The sequence below is a fragment of the Arthrobacter sp. STN4 genome (assembly GCF_024539665.1).
Lineage (GTDB): Bacteria > Actinomycetota > Actinomycetes > Actinomycetales > Micrococcaceae > Specibacter.
Genome location: NZ_JAKZGX010000006.1, coordinates 89,228 through 103,835, shown reverse-complemented (window position 1 = coordinate 103,835; position 14,608 = coordinate 89,228). Strand labels below are relative to the sequence as shown.

Genomic DNA, 14,608 nt, shown 5'->3' with positions numbered 1-14,608 from the left:
GCAGGCCCCGGCCACCGGCCGTCACGGCGAGATCACGTCGAGGGGGCGGTTGCGGGTGTGCGGGGTGAACTGGACAAGGATCGAGGCCACCACAATGAACACGGTAATCAGCATGAAGGCCCCGAGGACGGACATGTGCGGCAGGAACGGCGCAATCACCAATACGCCGATGCCACCTCCGATGTGCCCCACACCGTCGACCAGTGCGAATCCGGTGGTCCGCGCCCGGGTCGGGAAACTCTCGGCACTGAGCGCGTACGTCGGGGACACCCACATGTTGAAGCCGGCGAAGATCAGGATGGCGCCAATAAAGGAGATGGTGATGGTGGTTCCGGCCGTGGCGATGAGGAGCGCTCCAATAATCGTCACCGCCGCCCCGATGGGCAGCCAATACCTGCGTTCCAGCTTCTCCACCAGGAAGGACATCACAACGGCCTCGCCCACGAAGCCGATGGTGCCGACGGCGGCTATGACGCCGGCCGCAGGCGGCGAGAAGTGCAGCGCCACCAGGATGCTCGTGAACCCTGAGGCATAGGAGTAAACGGTGATGTAGCCGATAAACCAGATGGCGAACAGCAGCAGGATCCGCCGCAGGTAGAGCGGACTGGTGAACAAGTCGCGGTAGGGGACCTTCGACGGCGGCGGCGGGACGGCGGCGGCGTCGGCCGGGACAGGTTCGCGCAAGGCGCCGTGGCGGATGGCCCGGGACTCCATGCCGCTGACGACCTCATCTGCTTCCTCCACCCTGCCCTGGCCGATCAGCCATCGTGGGGATTCAGGCAGCTGCACCCGCAACAAGATCGCGACCAGCGCCAGGATGGCCCCCACCCCGTACATCCACCGCCAGCCGTTGGCGAACCCCGGTCCCGCCACCGCAAACGGCAGGCCCTGCGGCCATGGTGTGGCGGGCGTGGTGAGGATCAGCCCGAGCCAGATCCCGACGAACGCGCCGAGGGCCGACATGATGAAGATGATGGTGGTGAATTTGGCCCTGGCACGCCGGGGCGCCACCTCGTTGATGTAGGTGTTCACGATGGCCAGGTCGGCACCGATGCCGATGCCGGTGATGATGCGGGCAATGTTGAAATTCACGTACCCTGGGGCCAGGGCGTTGTAGAGCGAACCAAGCCCGGTGATGAGCATGGTGATCAGCAGCATGTTCCGCCGCCCCACCTTGTCCGCGTAAGGACTCAGGACCAAGGTGCCCACCACGTAGCCGGCCAGGTTCAGGACCACCGGGTACGGCAGCGCCTCCAGGGCATTCTCCGGGGTGCAGCCGGGCTTGAGGGCCACACACGTCTGGATGAAGGAGACGTTGATGTCAAAGATGTCGTAAAAAGTGAAAAGGAATCCGAGCCCGATGATTCCGATAAAAACGTAGGACAGCGACCAAACGTCGAGGCGCTCAAGCCTGGCGATGACCAACTGTCCGGGAGTTGCCGCAATTTCTTCTTTCGGAGATGACATGTTAAACTCCCCTGCTCGAAATTAACTTCTAGGCAATGGTAACCCCGTTTAGTAATCAGGGTTACTGGGTATGACCAGGCCGGTTTCGTAGGCGTACACCACCACCTGGACCCGGTCGCGCAGGTGCAGCTTGGTCAGGATCCGGCGCACGTGGGTCTTCACCGTGGCCTCGGACAGAAACAGCCGGTGGGCGATCTCGGCGTTGGAAAGGCCTTGGGCAATGGCGAGGGCCACTTCCAGCTCCCGCGGCGTCAGTTCCTCCAGCAGCGGGTCCCGCCGCGGTTGTGTGCGTGCGGGCTGCGACCTGACAAAGTTTTCCAGCAGGCGCTGCGTGACGCGGGGCGCCACGACGGCGTCGCCGCTGGCCACCAGGCGCACGGCATTGACCAGTTCGGCCGGTGCCACGTCCTTGAGCAGGAACGCGGAGGCGCCGGCCTGCAGCCCGGCGAAGGCGTATTCGTCCAGGTCGAAGGTGGTCAGGATGATGACCCGGGCCTCGGCGGCGGAGCTGCTGATTTTTCCCGTTGCCTCGATCCCGTCCATGAGGGGCATGCGCACGTCCATGAGCACCACGTCAGGTGCCAGGCGGTCAACGGCGGCCAGCGCCTCAATCCCGTTGGAGGCCTCCCCCACCACGCTCAGGTCGTCCTCGCCCTCCAGGATCAGCCGGAATCCCATGCGCAGCAGCGGCTGGTCATCCACCAGCAGGACCTTGATGCTTTGGCGGGTCACCGTGTTCTCCTTGATTGCGGGGGTGGACATCCGGCGCTCAGTCCTGCGCCGCGGCGGGGTGGAGCACCGCGTCCACGGCCCAGCCGCCGGCCGGGGCGGGACCGGCCGTGACGGTGCCGGCGTAGATGCGGGCCCGTTCGCGCATGCCCACCAGCCCATGCCCCGTCCCCATGGAGGCATCCAGCGAGCCGCGCCCGTCGTCGGCCACGGCCACCTTCAGCTGCCCCGCGTCCGGGTTGTTTTCAATGAGCACCTGTACGCGCGAGACCGAGGTGCCGTAGCGCAGCACGTTGGTCAGCGACTCCTGCACAATGCGGTAGACGGTGAGTTGCAGGGCCGGGTCCGGGGGCAGCGATGGTCCGGACTGCGTGACCGACAGCGGCAGCCCGGCCTGCCGGAATCCTTCAAACAGCGCTGCCAGATCCGTCAGGGCCGGCTGCGGGGACCGCGGCTCCGTGCCGGAGTCGTCGCGCAGCACCCCCAGGACGCGGCGCATGTCCGCCAGCGCGGTCCGCCCGGTTCCGGACAGCTGGCCCAGCACGTCCGCCGCCTGCTCCGGGTTCCTTTTCACCACGACGGCGGCGCCGTCGGAAAGTGCCACCATCACGGTCAGGGAGTGGGCCACGACGTCGTGCATTTCGCGGGCAATCCGGTTCCGTTCACCTATGGAGGCCAGCTGGGCATTGCGCACGGCCCATTGGCGCAGTTCGGCCTCGTGTTCGCGGCTGCGCCGCACGGATGCACCCACCCCCGTGGCGATGACGTTGGACAGGAGCGTCGCAATGGCCGTGATGACGTTGCTTTCACCGGCGGTGGGGCCGTTGGCGGTGAGGAATTCGGTGGGAAACTGATAAAAGAGCAGGGTGTAGGCCATGAGCGGGATGGATGCCACGGCGGCGACCGTAAAGCTGAAGATGCCCCGGTAGACCAGGGCCACCACGTACAGCGCGAACCAGACGCTGGCCCCGACATTGCTGGCCGCGGGCACCATGGCAATGTTGATGACTTCAAAGACGAGCAGCACGGCCAGCACGGCCAGGGGCTTGTCCCGCCGGAACATCAGCACAATGCAGGACGCGGCCACCAGGACCAGCTGGACGGGACCGTGGCCGGTCATTCGCGGGCTGATCAGGGCCCCGGCGCTGGCCACCAGGTAGGCCAGGACCACCACCACGTCCATGACGCGGGGATGGTTGTGGAAGTACTTGCGCACCACGCCGCGGCGGCTGGCCGAGAATTCATCGGCCAGCAGTGCGGCGGCGGGTACATCGGCGGGGACGGCGGACGTTCGTTCCGCAGCCCCCGCCTGGTCATGTGTGCGCATAAGGGTGAGTCTAGAAGGCAGGCTGCAACGCCTGCCACCAGGCCGTCCTAGACGTCACGGGTCTTGAGGCTGATGATGGCCGGCACCGTGACCAGCACGATCCAGCCCAGGAAGATCAGCCCGCCGGACAGGGGGCTGATGAACGCGGCCTTGTCACCAATCTCCAGCATCCGTCCGCCGGCCACGCTGGGGATGTACTGGCCCACGTACTTCCAGAAGTCACCGGGGACCAGGCCCAGGAGCGAGGTGGCGATTTCCAGCAGGAAGAACAGTGCCACCAGGACGATGATGCCCCCGGCCGAGCTGCGGATCAACGTGCCCAGGGACAGGCCGGCCAGGGCAACGCCCGCCACGTAAACGCCGCCCATGAAGATGCTGTAGACCACGCCGTCACGGCCCAGCGACATGTCAATGCCGTATCCGTGCAGGATCGGGATGGAGACCAGGAAGGTGACAAAGGCTGCCACCAAGGTCAGCACATAGGAGACCACCACCAGCACGATGGCCTTGGCGAAGAAGGTTGGCAGCCGCTTGGGCACCGCGGTCATGGTGGAGCGGATCATGCCGGTGCCGAATTCGGAGGCGATCAACAGCACGGCCAGGGCCCCGAGCACCAGGATCCCCAACTGCAGCCCGGCGATGGGGATGCCGTAGATGTTGATGCCTTGGGCGTTGGCGGCGCTGATGGCCTGGTCCAGGGTCAACTTGTGCCCCGCCGCGGCGCCCGGCGAGGGCCGTTCGGCGCCAAACTTCATGAGCTGGTCAATGATCGTGCCGCGCAGGAACGCGGCAATGGTGCCCACGCCCACCACGGCCACAAAGGTAAAGAGCAGGAGCAGTTGGGTGGATCGCAGGGACCGGAACTTGATCCATTCGCTGCGCAGCACGCCCAGGAAAGTCAGTCCGGTTCCGCCGGAAGCGGCGGAATGGGCCGGAATCGTCGTCGTACTCATCTTTTTAGCGTCCCTTCAGGGCGGCGGCCGGCTCGGCCCCGTCATCGAATTCCTGCGAGTGGTACTCCACTGAATCCTTTGTCAGGTCAAAGTAGGCATCTTCCAGGGATGTGGTCAGAGGCGTGAGTTCATAGACCAGCACGCCGTTGTCCAGGGCAAGCCGGGCGATCTGGCGGGAATCAACCCCGGTGACTTCCAGGGTCTCGTTCTCGCTGGACTGGACCTGCACGCCCGGGCCGCTGAGCAGCCGGCCCAGGCGGACGGCCTCTGGGGTGCGGACGCGGACCTTGGCCTGTTGGCTGCCGGCAAGGATCTCGGCTATGGGGGCGTCGGCAATGATCCGGCCCCGGCCAATGACTATGAGGTGGTCGGCCGTCAGCGCCATCTCGCTCATCAGGTGGGAGGAGAGGAACACGGTTTTTCCCTGCCCGGCCAGGTGCCTGGCCAGGTTGCGCACCCACAACACGCCTTCCGGGTCCAGGCCGTTGACGGGTTCGTCCAGGATCAGCGTCTGCGGGTCGCCCAGCAGGGCCGAGGCAATGCCCAGGCGCTGGCCCATGCCGAGGGAGAAGCCGCCGGCCTTTTTCTTGGCGACGGCGGCCAGCCCGGTCATGTCGATGACCTCGTGGACGCGGCTTCTGGGGATGTTGTGCGTGGCGGCCATGGCCAGCAGGTGGTTGTAGGCACTGCGCGAGGTGTGCACGGCCTTGGCGTCAAGCAGCGCTCCCACCTGCCTGAGCGGATCGTGGTGCTTTGCGTACGGCTTGCCATTGACAGTGACGCTGCCGGCGCTGGGCTTGTCCAGGCCCACGATCATGCGCATGGTGGTTGACTTGCCGGCGCCGTTGGGACCGAGGAAGCCCGTCACCATTCCGGGCTTGACCGTGAAGGTGACACCTGCCACCGCGGTCTTGGCACCGTAGTGCTTGGCGAGGTTTACTGCCTCAATCATGTGGACATCCCCTTGTTTCTCGTGGTCCCTTCAACCGTACGCACCGAAGCTGGCGTTTTCTTCGATCTCAGGGATGAATCAGGGTCCGGCCAGGGTCGTCCCTTTGGATGAGGCGGTCCTAGAATTGCCGGGTGCTTGCCATCGAAAAGTCCAGGCCCCGCCTTCGGCCGTTGCGGGCCCCGCTGCCTGTGCTCCTCTGGGCCTCCGGCCCTGCCCTGGCCGTGGTGCTGGCCGGCGCCCTGGTCCTCTCCGCTTCCGCCGGCCACCCGTTCTTCCAGGCGTACGACGACGCCTGGAATGTTGCGCTGGACGCCTCCCGCACGCCGTGGCTCACCACCGTGAACAAGGTGCTGGATTTTGTCGGCAACACCGGGATGATCCTTTATGGCGCCGCCTTGTTCCTTGCCCTCCTGGTCCGCCACCGCCGCCTGGCGCTGTTCACGGCCGGGGCAAACCTGGGCACCTTGGGCGCCACGCACCTGCTCAAGTTCCTGGTGGGCCGGGACCGCCCCCTGGACCGCCTGGTGCACGTCAGCACCGCTTCATACCCTTCGGGGCATGTAAGTGCCACGGTCGCAGCAATGGTGGCCACCGCCGTCGCGCTGGGACGCCTGTGGATGTGGGCCAGCGGTGCCGTGCTCAGCGTTGCCATGATCTACAGCCGCATGTACCTGGGCGCCCATTGGCTCTCGGACACGATTGCCGGGGCGCTGCTGGGGCTGGGCCTGACGCTCCTGCTGTGGGCCCTGGTGCGGGATACATGCCTGGAGCGGCATGTAGTTCAGCGGCCGCTGCCCTCATAGGCTGCATGTGCTTCGGCCGGCAGCGGCCTGGCAGCCGGGGCGGTGAGGATCGAGGCGATGATCGCCACGCCGATCGCCAGCAGCGCCCGGCGGACGGTGACGTGGTCGCCCAGGAAACCCAGCAGCGGCGGGCCGGCCAGGAAGGCAACGTAGCCGATGGTGGAAACCACGGATACGCGGGCGGCGGCCTTGGCAGGATCGTCGGCGGCGGCCGACATGCCCATGGGGAAGCCCAGCGCCGCCCCCGCACCCCAGAAGACCGCGCCCAGGCCCGCAAGCCAGATGTCCGGCGCCATGACAAAGAGCACCAGCCCCACCAAGGCGGCGCCGAGGCTGCCGTAGAGGACCGGCACGCGGCCGTAGGCGTCGATGAAACGGCCGCCGAAGAACCGGAACGCCGTCATGGAGGCCACAAAGACGGCGAACATGATGGCGCCGCCCGATTCGGTGGCCCCGATCCCGTCCACGGTGGCCTTGGCGATCCAGTCGTTCGCCGCGCCCTCGGTCAGGGCGGCGCCGAGGACCACGAGCCCCACCATGAGAGTGCGGCTTTCCGACCAGGCGCTGCGGCCCTTCGCCGGCGCTTCCGCCGGCGCTGCTTCCGCCGCCGGCCCGCCGGCGGCCCGCGGCAGGAAGTGCCGCGGCACGGTGAGCATGGCGGCCACCACCAGCACCACGATGGCAAACAGGTGCGCTGACATGCTCACGTGCAGGGCGGACAGCCCGGCGCCGACGAGCGCACCCAGCAGGGCCCCTCCGCTGAAGCCCGCGTGGAACCGGGGCATGATGGTCCTGCCCAGGTGCCGTTCGACGTCGGCGCCCTCCACGTTTTGCGACACGTCCCACAGCCCGATTCCCACGCCAAAGAAAAACAGTCCCACGGCGGTCAGGGGGACCGAGCCCAAGGCCAGCGAGGTGGCGATGATAAGCCCGCCAAAGGAGGAGGTGAAGCCGCCCGTCCGCACCGTGGACGCCGTGCCCAGGCGCCCCACCACGGTCCCGGCCAGCGGCAGTGCAATGACGGAGCCGGCGGCGATGGTCAGCAGCAGCAGCCCCATCTCCCCGGCGGTCAGGCCCAGGACCCGCGTGACGGCAGGGATCCGGGCGGCCCAGCTGGCAAAGACAAAGCCGTTGATGGCAAAAACGGCAAAGGTGGCCATGGCCGCGTGGCGGACCGGCCGCTTGGGCATGATGGGACTGGCTTTCACTGGTTGTTGGGCACTGCTGGCCGGGCGAACAAGGTGGTGGCCAGCGAATCCAGGTCCCGGGCCATGTCGAGGGTTTTGTCGTACATCCACTGCAGCTGCAGCCCGTCCGACGCCGCCACCAGCAGCCTGGCGAGGACCACGGCCGGCAGGTCGGTGCGCAGTGTGCCCGCTTCCTGCCTGGCGGCGATGTCGCGGGCCGCGTTGTCCACAACGGCCTTGAACCGGTTGTGGAAGTACTCGTGGGATGCGTGGTCCGTCGCGCTGGCCGTGGCCGACGCCACGGCATACAGCGTGGTCAGTCCCGGCTGGGCGGCATTGCTCCGCGCCACGGCGGGCAGTGCGGACACCATGTCCCCGCCCTCCCCGCCCAGGTCCCGGTGGGCGCGCCTGTCGCGTTCCTCCAGCACGGCCGTCAGCAGTTCCTGCTTGGTGCCAAAGTAATGGAAAAGGGTGGATTCGCGGACGCCCACCAGCTCGGCGACGCGCCTGAGGGCCGTCCCCTCGAACCCTTCCGTGGCGAAGACGTCCGTGGCGGTCTGGATGATTTGTTCCCGGCGTTCAACGCCCTTGGCGTACCTCCCGCGGGATGGCGGAACCAACATGCCGCCCAGTCTATGTCACGGCCCGGATCAAAATCTAGTCAGACTTTGTTTTTGTCGGTACGCTGGCCGCATGACTTCCACGCCCCGTCCCGAACCGCTCGCCGCCACCGATGCCCGGCTGCGCACGCTCGCCGGGTCCCTGACCCTGGAGCAGCAGGTTTCGCTGCTGACCGGGGCCGATGTGTGGTCCACGCGCGCCATCCCGGAGATCGGGCTGGGCCGGGTCGTGCTCTCCGACGGCCCGGCCGGCGTCCGCGGGGAGGACTTCGACGAACGGCACGACTCCGTGTCGCTGCCGTCGGGATCCGCCCTGGGCGCCACCTGGAGCAGGGACGTGGCCCGGCGCTACGGGCAGGTGCTCGGGCAGGAGGCCCGCCGCAAGGGCGTCCACGCCATCCTCGGCCCCACCATCAACCTCCACCGTTCGCCACTGGGCGGACGCCATTTTGAGGCCCTCAGCGAGGACCCCCTGCTGACCGCTTCGCTCGCCGCCGCCTATGTGGAGGGCGTGCAGTCAATGGGGGTTGGCGCCACACCCAAGCACTACCTCGCCAACGAGGCGGAGACCGACCGGTTCACGGCGGATTCCGTCGTGGCCGGGCGGCCGCTGCGCGAACTGTACCTGGCCGCGTTCGAAGAGGCCGTCACGGCGGCCCGGGCCTGGCTGGTCATGAGCTCCTACAACTCCATCAACGGCACCACCGCCAGCGAAAATGACCTGCTGGAGACGCCGCTATCCACGGAATGGGGGTTCGACGGCGTCGTGGTCTCCGACTGGACCGCCGTCCGCTCGGTGGAGGCCGCCAACGCCAACCAGGACCTGGAAATGCCCGGTCCCGTGGGCCATTGGGGCCCCGCCCTGGTGGCTGCCGTCGAGGACGGGCGCGTGCCCCGGGCCAGGATCACCGAAAAGGTCACCCGGATCCTGCGCCTGGCCGCCCGGGTGGGCGTGCTGGACGGTTTTGAACCGGCCGTCGCCGCTCCCGCCGGAAAATACGACGGCGCCGCCCTGGCCCGCGAAGCCGCCACCCGGGGTGCCGTCCTGCTCCGCAACGAGGGCGGGCTGCTCCCCCTCGACCCTGCCTCACTGCGCAGGGTGGCGGTGATCGGGCACAACGCCGAGCAGGCCCGCACGCAGGGCGGCGGCAGCGCCACGGTCCAGCCCAGGCACACCGTCTCCCCGCTGGAAGGGCTGCGCAAGGCACTGCCGGCGGACGCCGTCGTCCATTACAGCCGCGGCGCCAAGGTGGCCGAGGGGCTGCAGGAATTCCCACGTATGGAACTGCACAACCCGGTGGGCAACGTCCCGGGGCTGCGGGTGACCTTCCTCGACGCGGCCGGGGCGGAGATCGGCGGCGAGGACCGGCTGGCCTCGCGCCTGGTCTGGTTTGGAGCCGGCATCCCCGAGGGAACGGCCGCGATCCGGCTGGACACGGTGTGGACGGCGCCCGGGGCGGGCCTGCACACGATCGGCATCGGCACGGTGGGGCGGGTCCGGCTGAGCGTGGATGGCGCCGAGGTGTTTGACGATGAGCTCACGGACCACACCAACGTGCTGGGAGCGGCCCTTTTCGACCCGCCCCGGCGCACCTTGGGCGTCACGACGGCGGCCGGGGGCGGGGTGGCGCTGTCTGCGCTGTACCGGCTGCCCGCCGGCCCGGGCATCCCGCTGACGGCCATCCTGCTCGGCGAGGAAACCATGGTTGCGGACCCCGAGGCGGAAATTGCCGAGGCGGTGGAAAATGCCCGCACCGCAGACGTCGCCGTCGTCGTGGTGGGCACCAATGCGGCCATCGAGTCCGAGGGCTTCGACCGCCAAAACCTGGACCTGCCCGGCCGCCAGGACGCGCTGGTGGAGGCGGTTGCCGCCGTGAACCCGCGCACCGTGGTGGTGGTGAACTCGGGCTCGCCGGTGCTCATGCCCTGGCGCGAAAAGGTCGCTGCGGTGCTGCTGGGCTGGTTCGGCGGGCAGGAATTTGGCGATGCCGTCGCGCACATCCTTCTGGGCACAGCGGAGCCCGGCGGGCGCCTGCCCACCTCCTGGCCGGCCGCCCTGGAGGACGTGCCGGTGCTGGACACGACCCCGGTGGACGGCCGGCTGGTGTACGGGGAGGGGATCCACCTCGGCTACCGGGCCTGGCTGAAGCAGCAGGCAGCCGGGGGTGCCGCGCCGGCGTATCCGTTTGGTTTTGGGCTCGGCTACACCACCTTTGCCCTGGGCGCGCCGTCCCTGCCGGCCGCGGTGGATGTTGGCGGGGACGTGGAAGTCAGCGTGCCCGTCACGAACACCGGGAGCCGCGCCGGCCGCGCCGTCGTCCAGGTCTACCTCGCCCGGTCCGATTCAGCGGTTGACCGCCCGGTGCGCTGGTTGGCCGGCTACAAGGACACGGTGCTCGACGCCGGGGCGTCCGGCACGGTCGCCATCCGGGTTCCGGCCCGCTCCCTCGCCCACTACGACGGCGGCTGGCAGCAGGAGCGCGGTGTCTTCACCGTGCTGGTGGGCCGGCATCTGGAGGATGATTTCCAGGTGGCGGAGGTGGAAGTCCGGTAGCGCGGCCCTACCGGGCCCGCTCGACGCGTTTTTCGTCCCAGACAGGTTCCCCGGTTTCGTAGACCTTGCCGTCGGAGCCGAAGACCAGGAAACGGTCAAAGGAGCGGGCAAACCAGCGGTCGTGCGTGACGGCCAGGACGGTTCCTTCGAAGGAGTCGATGGCCTTTTCGAGCGCTTCGGCCGAATGCAGGTCCAGGTTGTCGGTGGGCTCGTCCAGCAGCAGGAGCGTGGCACCGGAGAGTTCCAGCAACAGGATCTGGAACCGGGCCTGCTGGCCGCCGGAGAGGGAATCATATTTCTGCTCGGAACTGGACGCGAGGCCGTACCGGTCCAGGGCGCCGGCGGCGGCTTCCCGGCCCAGGCCCGAGCGGTGTTCGTCGCCGCGGTGCAGAATCTCCAGCAAGGTCCGGCCCAGCAAGTCCGGCCGGGCATGCGTCTGGGCGAAGAATCCGGGCCGGATCCTTGCGCCAAGCTTCACGGTGCCTTCGTGCGGGACGTGGGCAATTTCGACGTCGGAGACGGGCTCGTGTTCCTTGTCCGGATCGGATCCGCCGGCCGCCAGCAGCCGCAGGAAGTGGCTCTTGCCGGAACCGTTGGAGCCGAGCACACCCACGCGGTCGCCGAACCAGATCTCGGTGCTGAACGGTTTCATCAGCCCTGTGAGTTCCAGTTTCGTGGCGACGATGGCGCGCTTGGCCGTGCGCCCGCCCTTGAGCCGCATCTTCACGTTCTGCTCGATGGGCAGGGCCTCGGGCGGACCTTTCTCGAGGAACTGCGCCAGCCGGCTTTGCGCGGCTTGGTAGCGGTTGGCCATGTCCGAGCGGAATGCCGCCTTGGTCTTGTACATGTTGACGAGTTCCTTGAGCTTGACGTGCTCCTCGTCCCAGCGCTTGCGCAACTCCTCAAAGCGGGCGTTACGGTCTTCACGGGCCTTTACGTAGGACTCGAAGCCGCCGCCGTGCGTCCAGCTCGAGGCACCGTTGATGCCAGGTTCCAGCGTGACAATCCTGTCCGCGGCATTGGCCAGCAGTTCCCTGTCGTGGCTGACGAACAGCACCGACTTGTCCGATTCACCCATTTTCGCTTCCAGCCAGCGCTTGCCAGGCACGTCAAGGTAGTTGTCCGGCTCATCCAGCAACAGGAGCTCATCGGGTCCGGCAAACAGCGCTTCCAGCACCAGGCGCTTTTGCTCGCCGCCGCTCAGCGACGACGCCTTGCGGTACTGGGCACTGTAGAAATCCATGCCCATGGCGGCCATGGTGACCTCGTCCCACGTGGTTTCCATCTCGTAGCCGCCCACGTCGCCCCAGTCGGCGATGGCCTGGGCATAGGCCATCTGGCTGGGCTCGTCGTCGCGCTCCAGCATGGCTTCCTCGGCCGCGTCCACGGCCCTTCCCGCGGCAGCGATGTTCGGCGAGGCCACGGAAAGCAGCAGGTCGCGGACGGTGCTGTCATCCCGGACCTGGCCCACGAACTGGCGCATGACACCCATGCTGCCCGAACGCGAGACGGCACCCTCGTCAGCCTTGATGTCCTGGCAGATGATCCGCAGCAGGGTGGTCTTGCCTGTGCCGTTCGGACCGATGAGCGCCGTCTTGGTGCCGTCCGAGACGCGGAAGTTCACCCCGTTCAGCAGCTGCCGGCCGTCGGAGAGAAAGTAGTCAATGTTTGCAACGTCGATGTGTCCCACTGGTTAATCCTCCCATCTGCACGAGGCGGGGATATCCCCATCCTGCTTCGGCCTGTTTGCGTGATGGTTGCCGCACCGTTTCCACGGCAAAGACTGCAGCCTGTCTATTTCCAACGCGAGAGCCGTGCCCCAACAAGTGGACCGGTCCGTGTCCTTGCGGGAGATCAGACGCCCGCAATGAGCATGGACGTCCCTTGGCCGACGCCCACGCAGAGGGTGGCCAGGCCGCGTCTGGCGTTTTCGCGTTCCATGCGGCCGAGCAGGGTGACAATCAGTCTCGAGCCGGTGGAACCTAGTGGGTGGCCCAGGGCAATTGCGCCGCCGTCGTTGTTGACGATGCCGGAATCAAGCTTCAGCTCCCGCAAGACTGCCAGTGATTGGGATGCGAAGGCCTCGTTGAGTTCGACGGCATCCAGGTCCCCCACACCCCAGCCGGCCCTCTGAAGCACCTTGCGCGTGGAGGGGACCGGGCCCATGCCCATGAGCTCCGGGCTCACGCCGGCGGAGGCTCCCTCGACAATGCGTGCCCGGGGGCTCAGTCCGAACTTGTTCACTGCCGCTTCTGAGGCCACAATAATGGCAGACGATCCATCATTGAGCGTGCTTGAGTTTCCGGCCGTGACAACGCCGCCGGGCCTAATGATGGATTTCAGCCCTGCCAGGACCTCCCGGGTGGTGCCGTCGCGTGGCCCCTCGTCCGTGTCCACCACATGGGTGGCCTTGTGGCAATGGACCGGGACGGGGACGATCTCGTCCTTGAACCTGCCGCTGGCGATGGCGGCGAGGGCGCGTTGGTGGGACTGGACGGCGAAGTCGTCCGCGTCTTCGCGGGTAATGCCGTAAACATCGGCGACTTCTTCGGCCGTCTGTGGCATGGAGTATGTCATCTTGCCATCACGGGACAGGCCACCGGTCGAAAATCGCTCATTGGGGAAGCGCCAGCCAATGGACGTATCGAAGCTCGGCCCCGGCTTGGCAAAGGCGGCAACGGGCTTTGCCTGCACCCAGGGGGCCCGGCTCATGGACTCCACGCCGCCGGCCACGATAATGTCAGCAGCTCCTGCCTTGATCATCTGCGAAGCAATGATGACGGCGCTCAGTCCCGAGGCGCACAGGCGGTTGACCGTCATGCCGGGCACGTGCTCCCCGTATCCTGCAAGGAGCCAGGCCATGCGGGCAACATTGCGGTTTTCCTCGCCTGCACCATTGGCGTTGCCGAGAATGACCTCGTCCACGGTGTCAGGGTCTACGCCGGCGCGGTCTACCGCGGCCTTGATGACAAGCGCTGCCATATCGTCCGGGCGCACCGTGGACAGTGCACCACCATAGCGGCCAACCGGGGTGCGGGCGCCGCCAATGAGGAATGCCTCAGTCATTTAATCGTCCTTAACTTCAGTGTCCTGCATGGATTCGTGGGGTCGTTCCTGACGGGCGTTGCTATTCGGGTCTACTGGACCTTGGCTCCAGATTCGTCATATCGGTACCAGCCATGCGCGGTTTTCCTCCCGTAGTTCCCTTGCTCGTACAGCTCCTTCAGTGCTGGATGGGGCAGGTCTGCCGGATCCTGTGTTTCCTCGAAGGTTGCTTGTCGGATCAGGTAGCTGACGTCCAGGCCCACCAGGTCCATCAGCTCAAAGGGCCCCATGGGGTGGCCGAGCGCCGTCCTGGCCGCGGTGTCGATGTCCGCGACGCTGGCGGTGCCGTCGGCGTAAAGCCGGAGCGCCTCGTCCCGGAGGGCGCCCATGAGCCGGTTGGCCACAAAGCCCGGGATCTCTCGATTGATCAGCACGGGCGACTTGCCCAAGGATCGCGCCAACTCCATGGTGGCGTCCACCGTATCCTGGGATGTTTTACCGTGGCGGACCACCTCAACACATTTCATGACCAGCGCGGGATTGAAGAAATGCATGTTGCAGACCCGTTCGGGGCGACCGGTCTCGTCGGCCACTTTCGAGGAGCCCAGCGTGGAGGAATTCGTGGCAAGTATGGCGTGCGCCGGGGCTACCTGTCCCAGCGCCGCGAAGATGCCGCGTTTGACTTCAAGTTTCTCGGTCGCCGCCTCGATCACGAAGTCGGTGTCCGCCGCGCCGGCATGCAGGGAAGTGGTGAAGGTGAGCCGGGCCAAAGCGGCATTGGCGTCCTGCCGGCTCCTGCGCCCCTTGGCCACGCTGCTGTCGATCCGGTCTGTGAGCTGCTTCCGGGCCATGGCCAGCATGTCTGCCGCGACATCCTGGATCGTGACCTGGTACCCGGCCAGGGCGCACACCATCCCGATCTGTGACCCCATGGCTCCAGCCCCAATCACCAAAATTTTGTTGATCTGCAT

Annotated in this window: 12 protein-coding genes; 2 read left to right on the top strand and 10 right to left on the bottom strand. The window is 67.0% G+C overall.

Annotated elements, in window-relative coordinates; genetic code table 11:
* Positions 1–21: 21 nt before the first annotated feature.
* Genes MMF96_RS06780 through MMF96_RS06760 form a run of 5 tightly spaced genes read right to left on the bottom strand, consistent with a single transcriptional unit; the run spans position 22 to position 5,428 of the window.
* A complete protein-coding gene (locus tag MMF96_RS06780; RefSeq protein ID WP_256883017.1) occupies positions 22–1,467 on the bottom strand; it encodes an MFS transporter in 1,446 nt (481 codons plus the stop codon).
* Between the two features lie 48 nt (positions 1,468–1,515).
* Entirely contained in the window at positions 1,516–2,229 is a 714-nt protein-coding gene (locus tag MMF96_RS06775; RefSeq protein ID WP_256883016.1) for a response regulator transcription factor, read from the bottom strand.
* Between the two features lie 7 nt (positions 2,230–2,236).
* Positions 2,237–3,523, bottom strand: coding sequence for a sensor histidine kinase (locus MMF96_RS06770; RefSeq protein ID WP_256883015.1), 1,287 nt, complete (start codon positions 3,521–3,523; stop codon positions 2,237–2,239).
* 47 nt (positions 3,524–3,570) lie between these two features.
* Positions 3,571–4,476, bottom strand: a complete 906-nt coding sequence (locus MMF96_RS06765) for an ABC transporter permease (protein ID WP_176617407.1) — start codon at positions 4,474–4,476, stop codon at positions 3,571–3,573.
* 4 nt (positions 4,477–4,480) lie between these two features.
* Entirely contained in the window at positions 4,481–5,428 is a 948-nt protein-coding gene (locus MMF96_RS06760) for an ABC transporter ATP-binding protein (RefSeq protein WP_176617408.1), read from the bottom strand.
* A gap of 131 nt (positions 5,429–5,559) precedes the next feature.
* Between MMF96_RS06760 and MMF96_RS19780 the strand changes: the two genes are divergently transcribed.
* Positions 5,560–6,231 carry a phosphatase PAP2 family protein gene (locus MMF96_RS19780; protein WP_256883014.1) on the top strand — a complete coding sequence of 224 codons (672 nt, stop codon included), beginning with the start codon at positions 5,560–5,562 and terminating at the stop codon, positions 6,229–6,231.
* On the opposite strand, the gene MMF96_RS06750 is transcribed toward MMF96_RS19780, so the two are convergent.
* Both MMF96_RS06750 and MMF96_RS06745 read right to left on the bottom strand, forming a co-directional pair.
* Positions 6,210–7,421 (bottom strand): MFS transporter, encoded by a 1,212-nt coding sequence (locus MMF96_RS06750; RefSeq protein WP_256883013.1) that lies wholly within the window; start codon positions 7,419–7,421, stop codon positions 6,210–6,212. The two genes, MMF96_RS19780 and MMF96_RS06750, sit on opposite strands and share 22 nt — an antisense overlap.
* Before the next feature lie 14 nt (positions 7,422–7,435).
* Positions 7,436–8,041 carry a TetR/AcrR family transcriptional regulator gene (locus MMF96_RS06745; protein ID WP_256883012.1) on the bottom strand — a complete coding sequence of 202 codons (606 nt, stop codon included), beginning with the start codon at positions 8,039–8,041 and terminating at the stop codon, positions 7,436–7,438.
* A 70-nt stretch (positions 8,042–8,111) separates the two neighbouring features.
* Here MMF96_RS06745 and MMF96_RS06740 point away from each other — a divergent pair, with 70 nt between their 5' ends.
* Positions 8,112–10,592, top strand: coding sequence for a beta-glucosidase (locus MMF96_RS06740; RefSeq protein WP_256883011.1), 2,481 nt, complete (start codon positions 8,112–8,114; stop codon positions 10,590–10,592).
* Positions 10,593–10,599: 7 nt separating this feature from the next.
* Here MMF96_RS06740 and MMF96_RS06735 read toward each other — a convergent pair whose 3' ends face one another.
* The 3 genes from MMF96_RS06735 to MMF96_RS06725 form a co-directional block, all read right to left on the bottom strand.
* Positions 10,600–12,282, bottom strand: a complete 1,683-nt coding sequence (locus MMF96_RS06735; RefSeq protein ID WP_256883010.1) for an ABC-F family ATP-binding cassette domain-containing protein — start codon at positions 12,280–12,282, stop codon at positions 10,600–10,602.
* Between the two features lie 164 nt (positions 12,283–12,446).
* Complete coding sequence (locus MMF96_RS06730; RefSeq protein WP_256883009.1) at positions 12,447–13,658, bottom strand: thiolase family protein; 1,212 nt, start codon at positions 13,656–13,658, stop codon at positions 12,447–12,449.
* Positions 13,659–13,729: 71 nt separating this feature from the next.
* On the bottom strand, positions 13,730–14,608 hold the full coding sequence (locus MMF96_RS06725) for a 3-hydroxyacyl-CoA dehydrogenase family protein (RefSeq protein ID WP_256883059.1): 879 nt from the start codon (positions 14,606–14,608) through the stop codon (positions 13,730–13,732).

Coding starts and splice junctions, on each gene's coding strand:
- MMF96_RS06760 (WP_176617408.1), bottom strand. CDS start 5,428: ATGATTGAGGCAGTAAACCTCGCCAAGCACTACGGTGCCAAGACCGCG.
- MMF96_RS06770 (WP_256883015.1), bottom strand. CDS start 3,523: ATGCGCACACATGACCAGGCGGGGGCTGCGGAACGAACGTCCGCCGTC.
- MMF96_RS06730 (WP_256883009.1), bottom strand. CDS start 13,658: ATGACTGAGGCATTCCTCATTGGCGGCGCCCGCACCCCGGTTGGCCGC.
- MMF96_RS06765 (WP_176617407.1), bottom strand. CDS start 4,476: ATGAGTACGACGACGATTCCGGCCCATTCCGCCGCTTCCGGCGGAACC.
- MMF96_RS06745 (WP_256883012.1), bottom strand. CDS start 8,041: ATGTTGGTTCCGCCATCCCGCGGGAGGTACGCCAAGGGCGTTGAACGC.
- MMF96_RS06740 (WP_256883011.1), top strand. CDS start 8,112: ATGACTTCCACGCCCCGTCCCGAACCGCTCGCCGCCACCGATGCCCGG.
- MMF96_RS06750 (WP_256883013.1), bottom strand. CDS start 7,421: ATGCCCAAGCGGCCGGTCCGCCACGCGGCCATGGCCACCTTTGCCGTT.
- MMF96_RS06725 (WP_256883059.1), bottom strand. CDS start 14,608: ATGCAGATCAACAAAATTTTGGTGATTGGGGCTGGAGCCATGGGGTCA.
- MMF96_RS06775 (WP_256883016.1), bottom strand. CDS start 2,229: ATGTCCACCCCCGCAATCAAGGAGAACACGGTGACCCGCCAAAGCATC.
- MMF96_RS06780 (WP_256883017.1), bottom strand. CDS start 1,467: ATGTCATCTCCGAAAGAAGAAATTGCGGCAACTCCCGGACAGTTGGTC.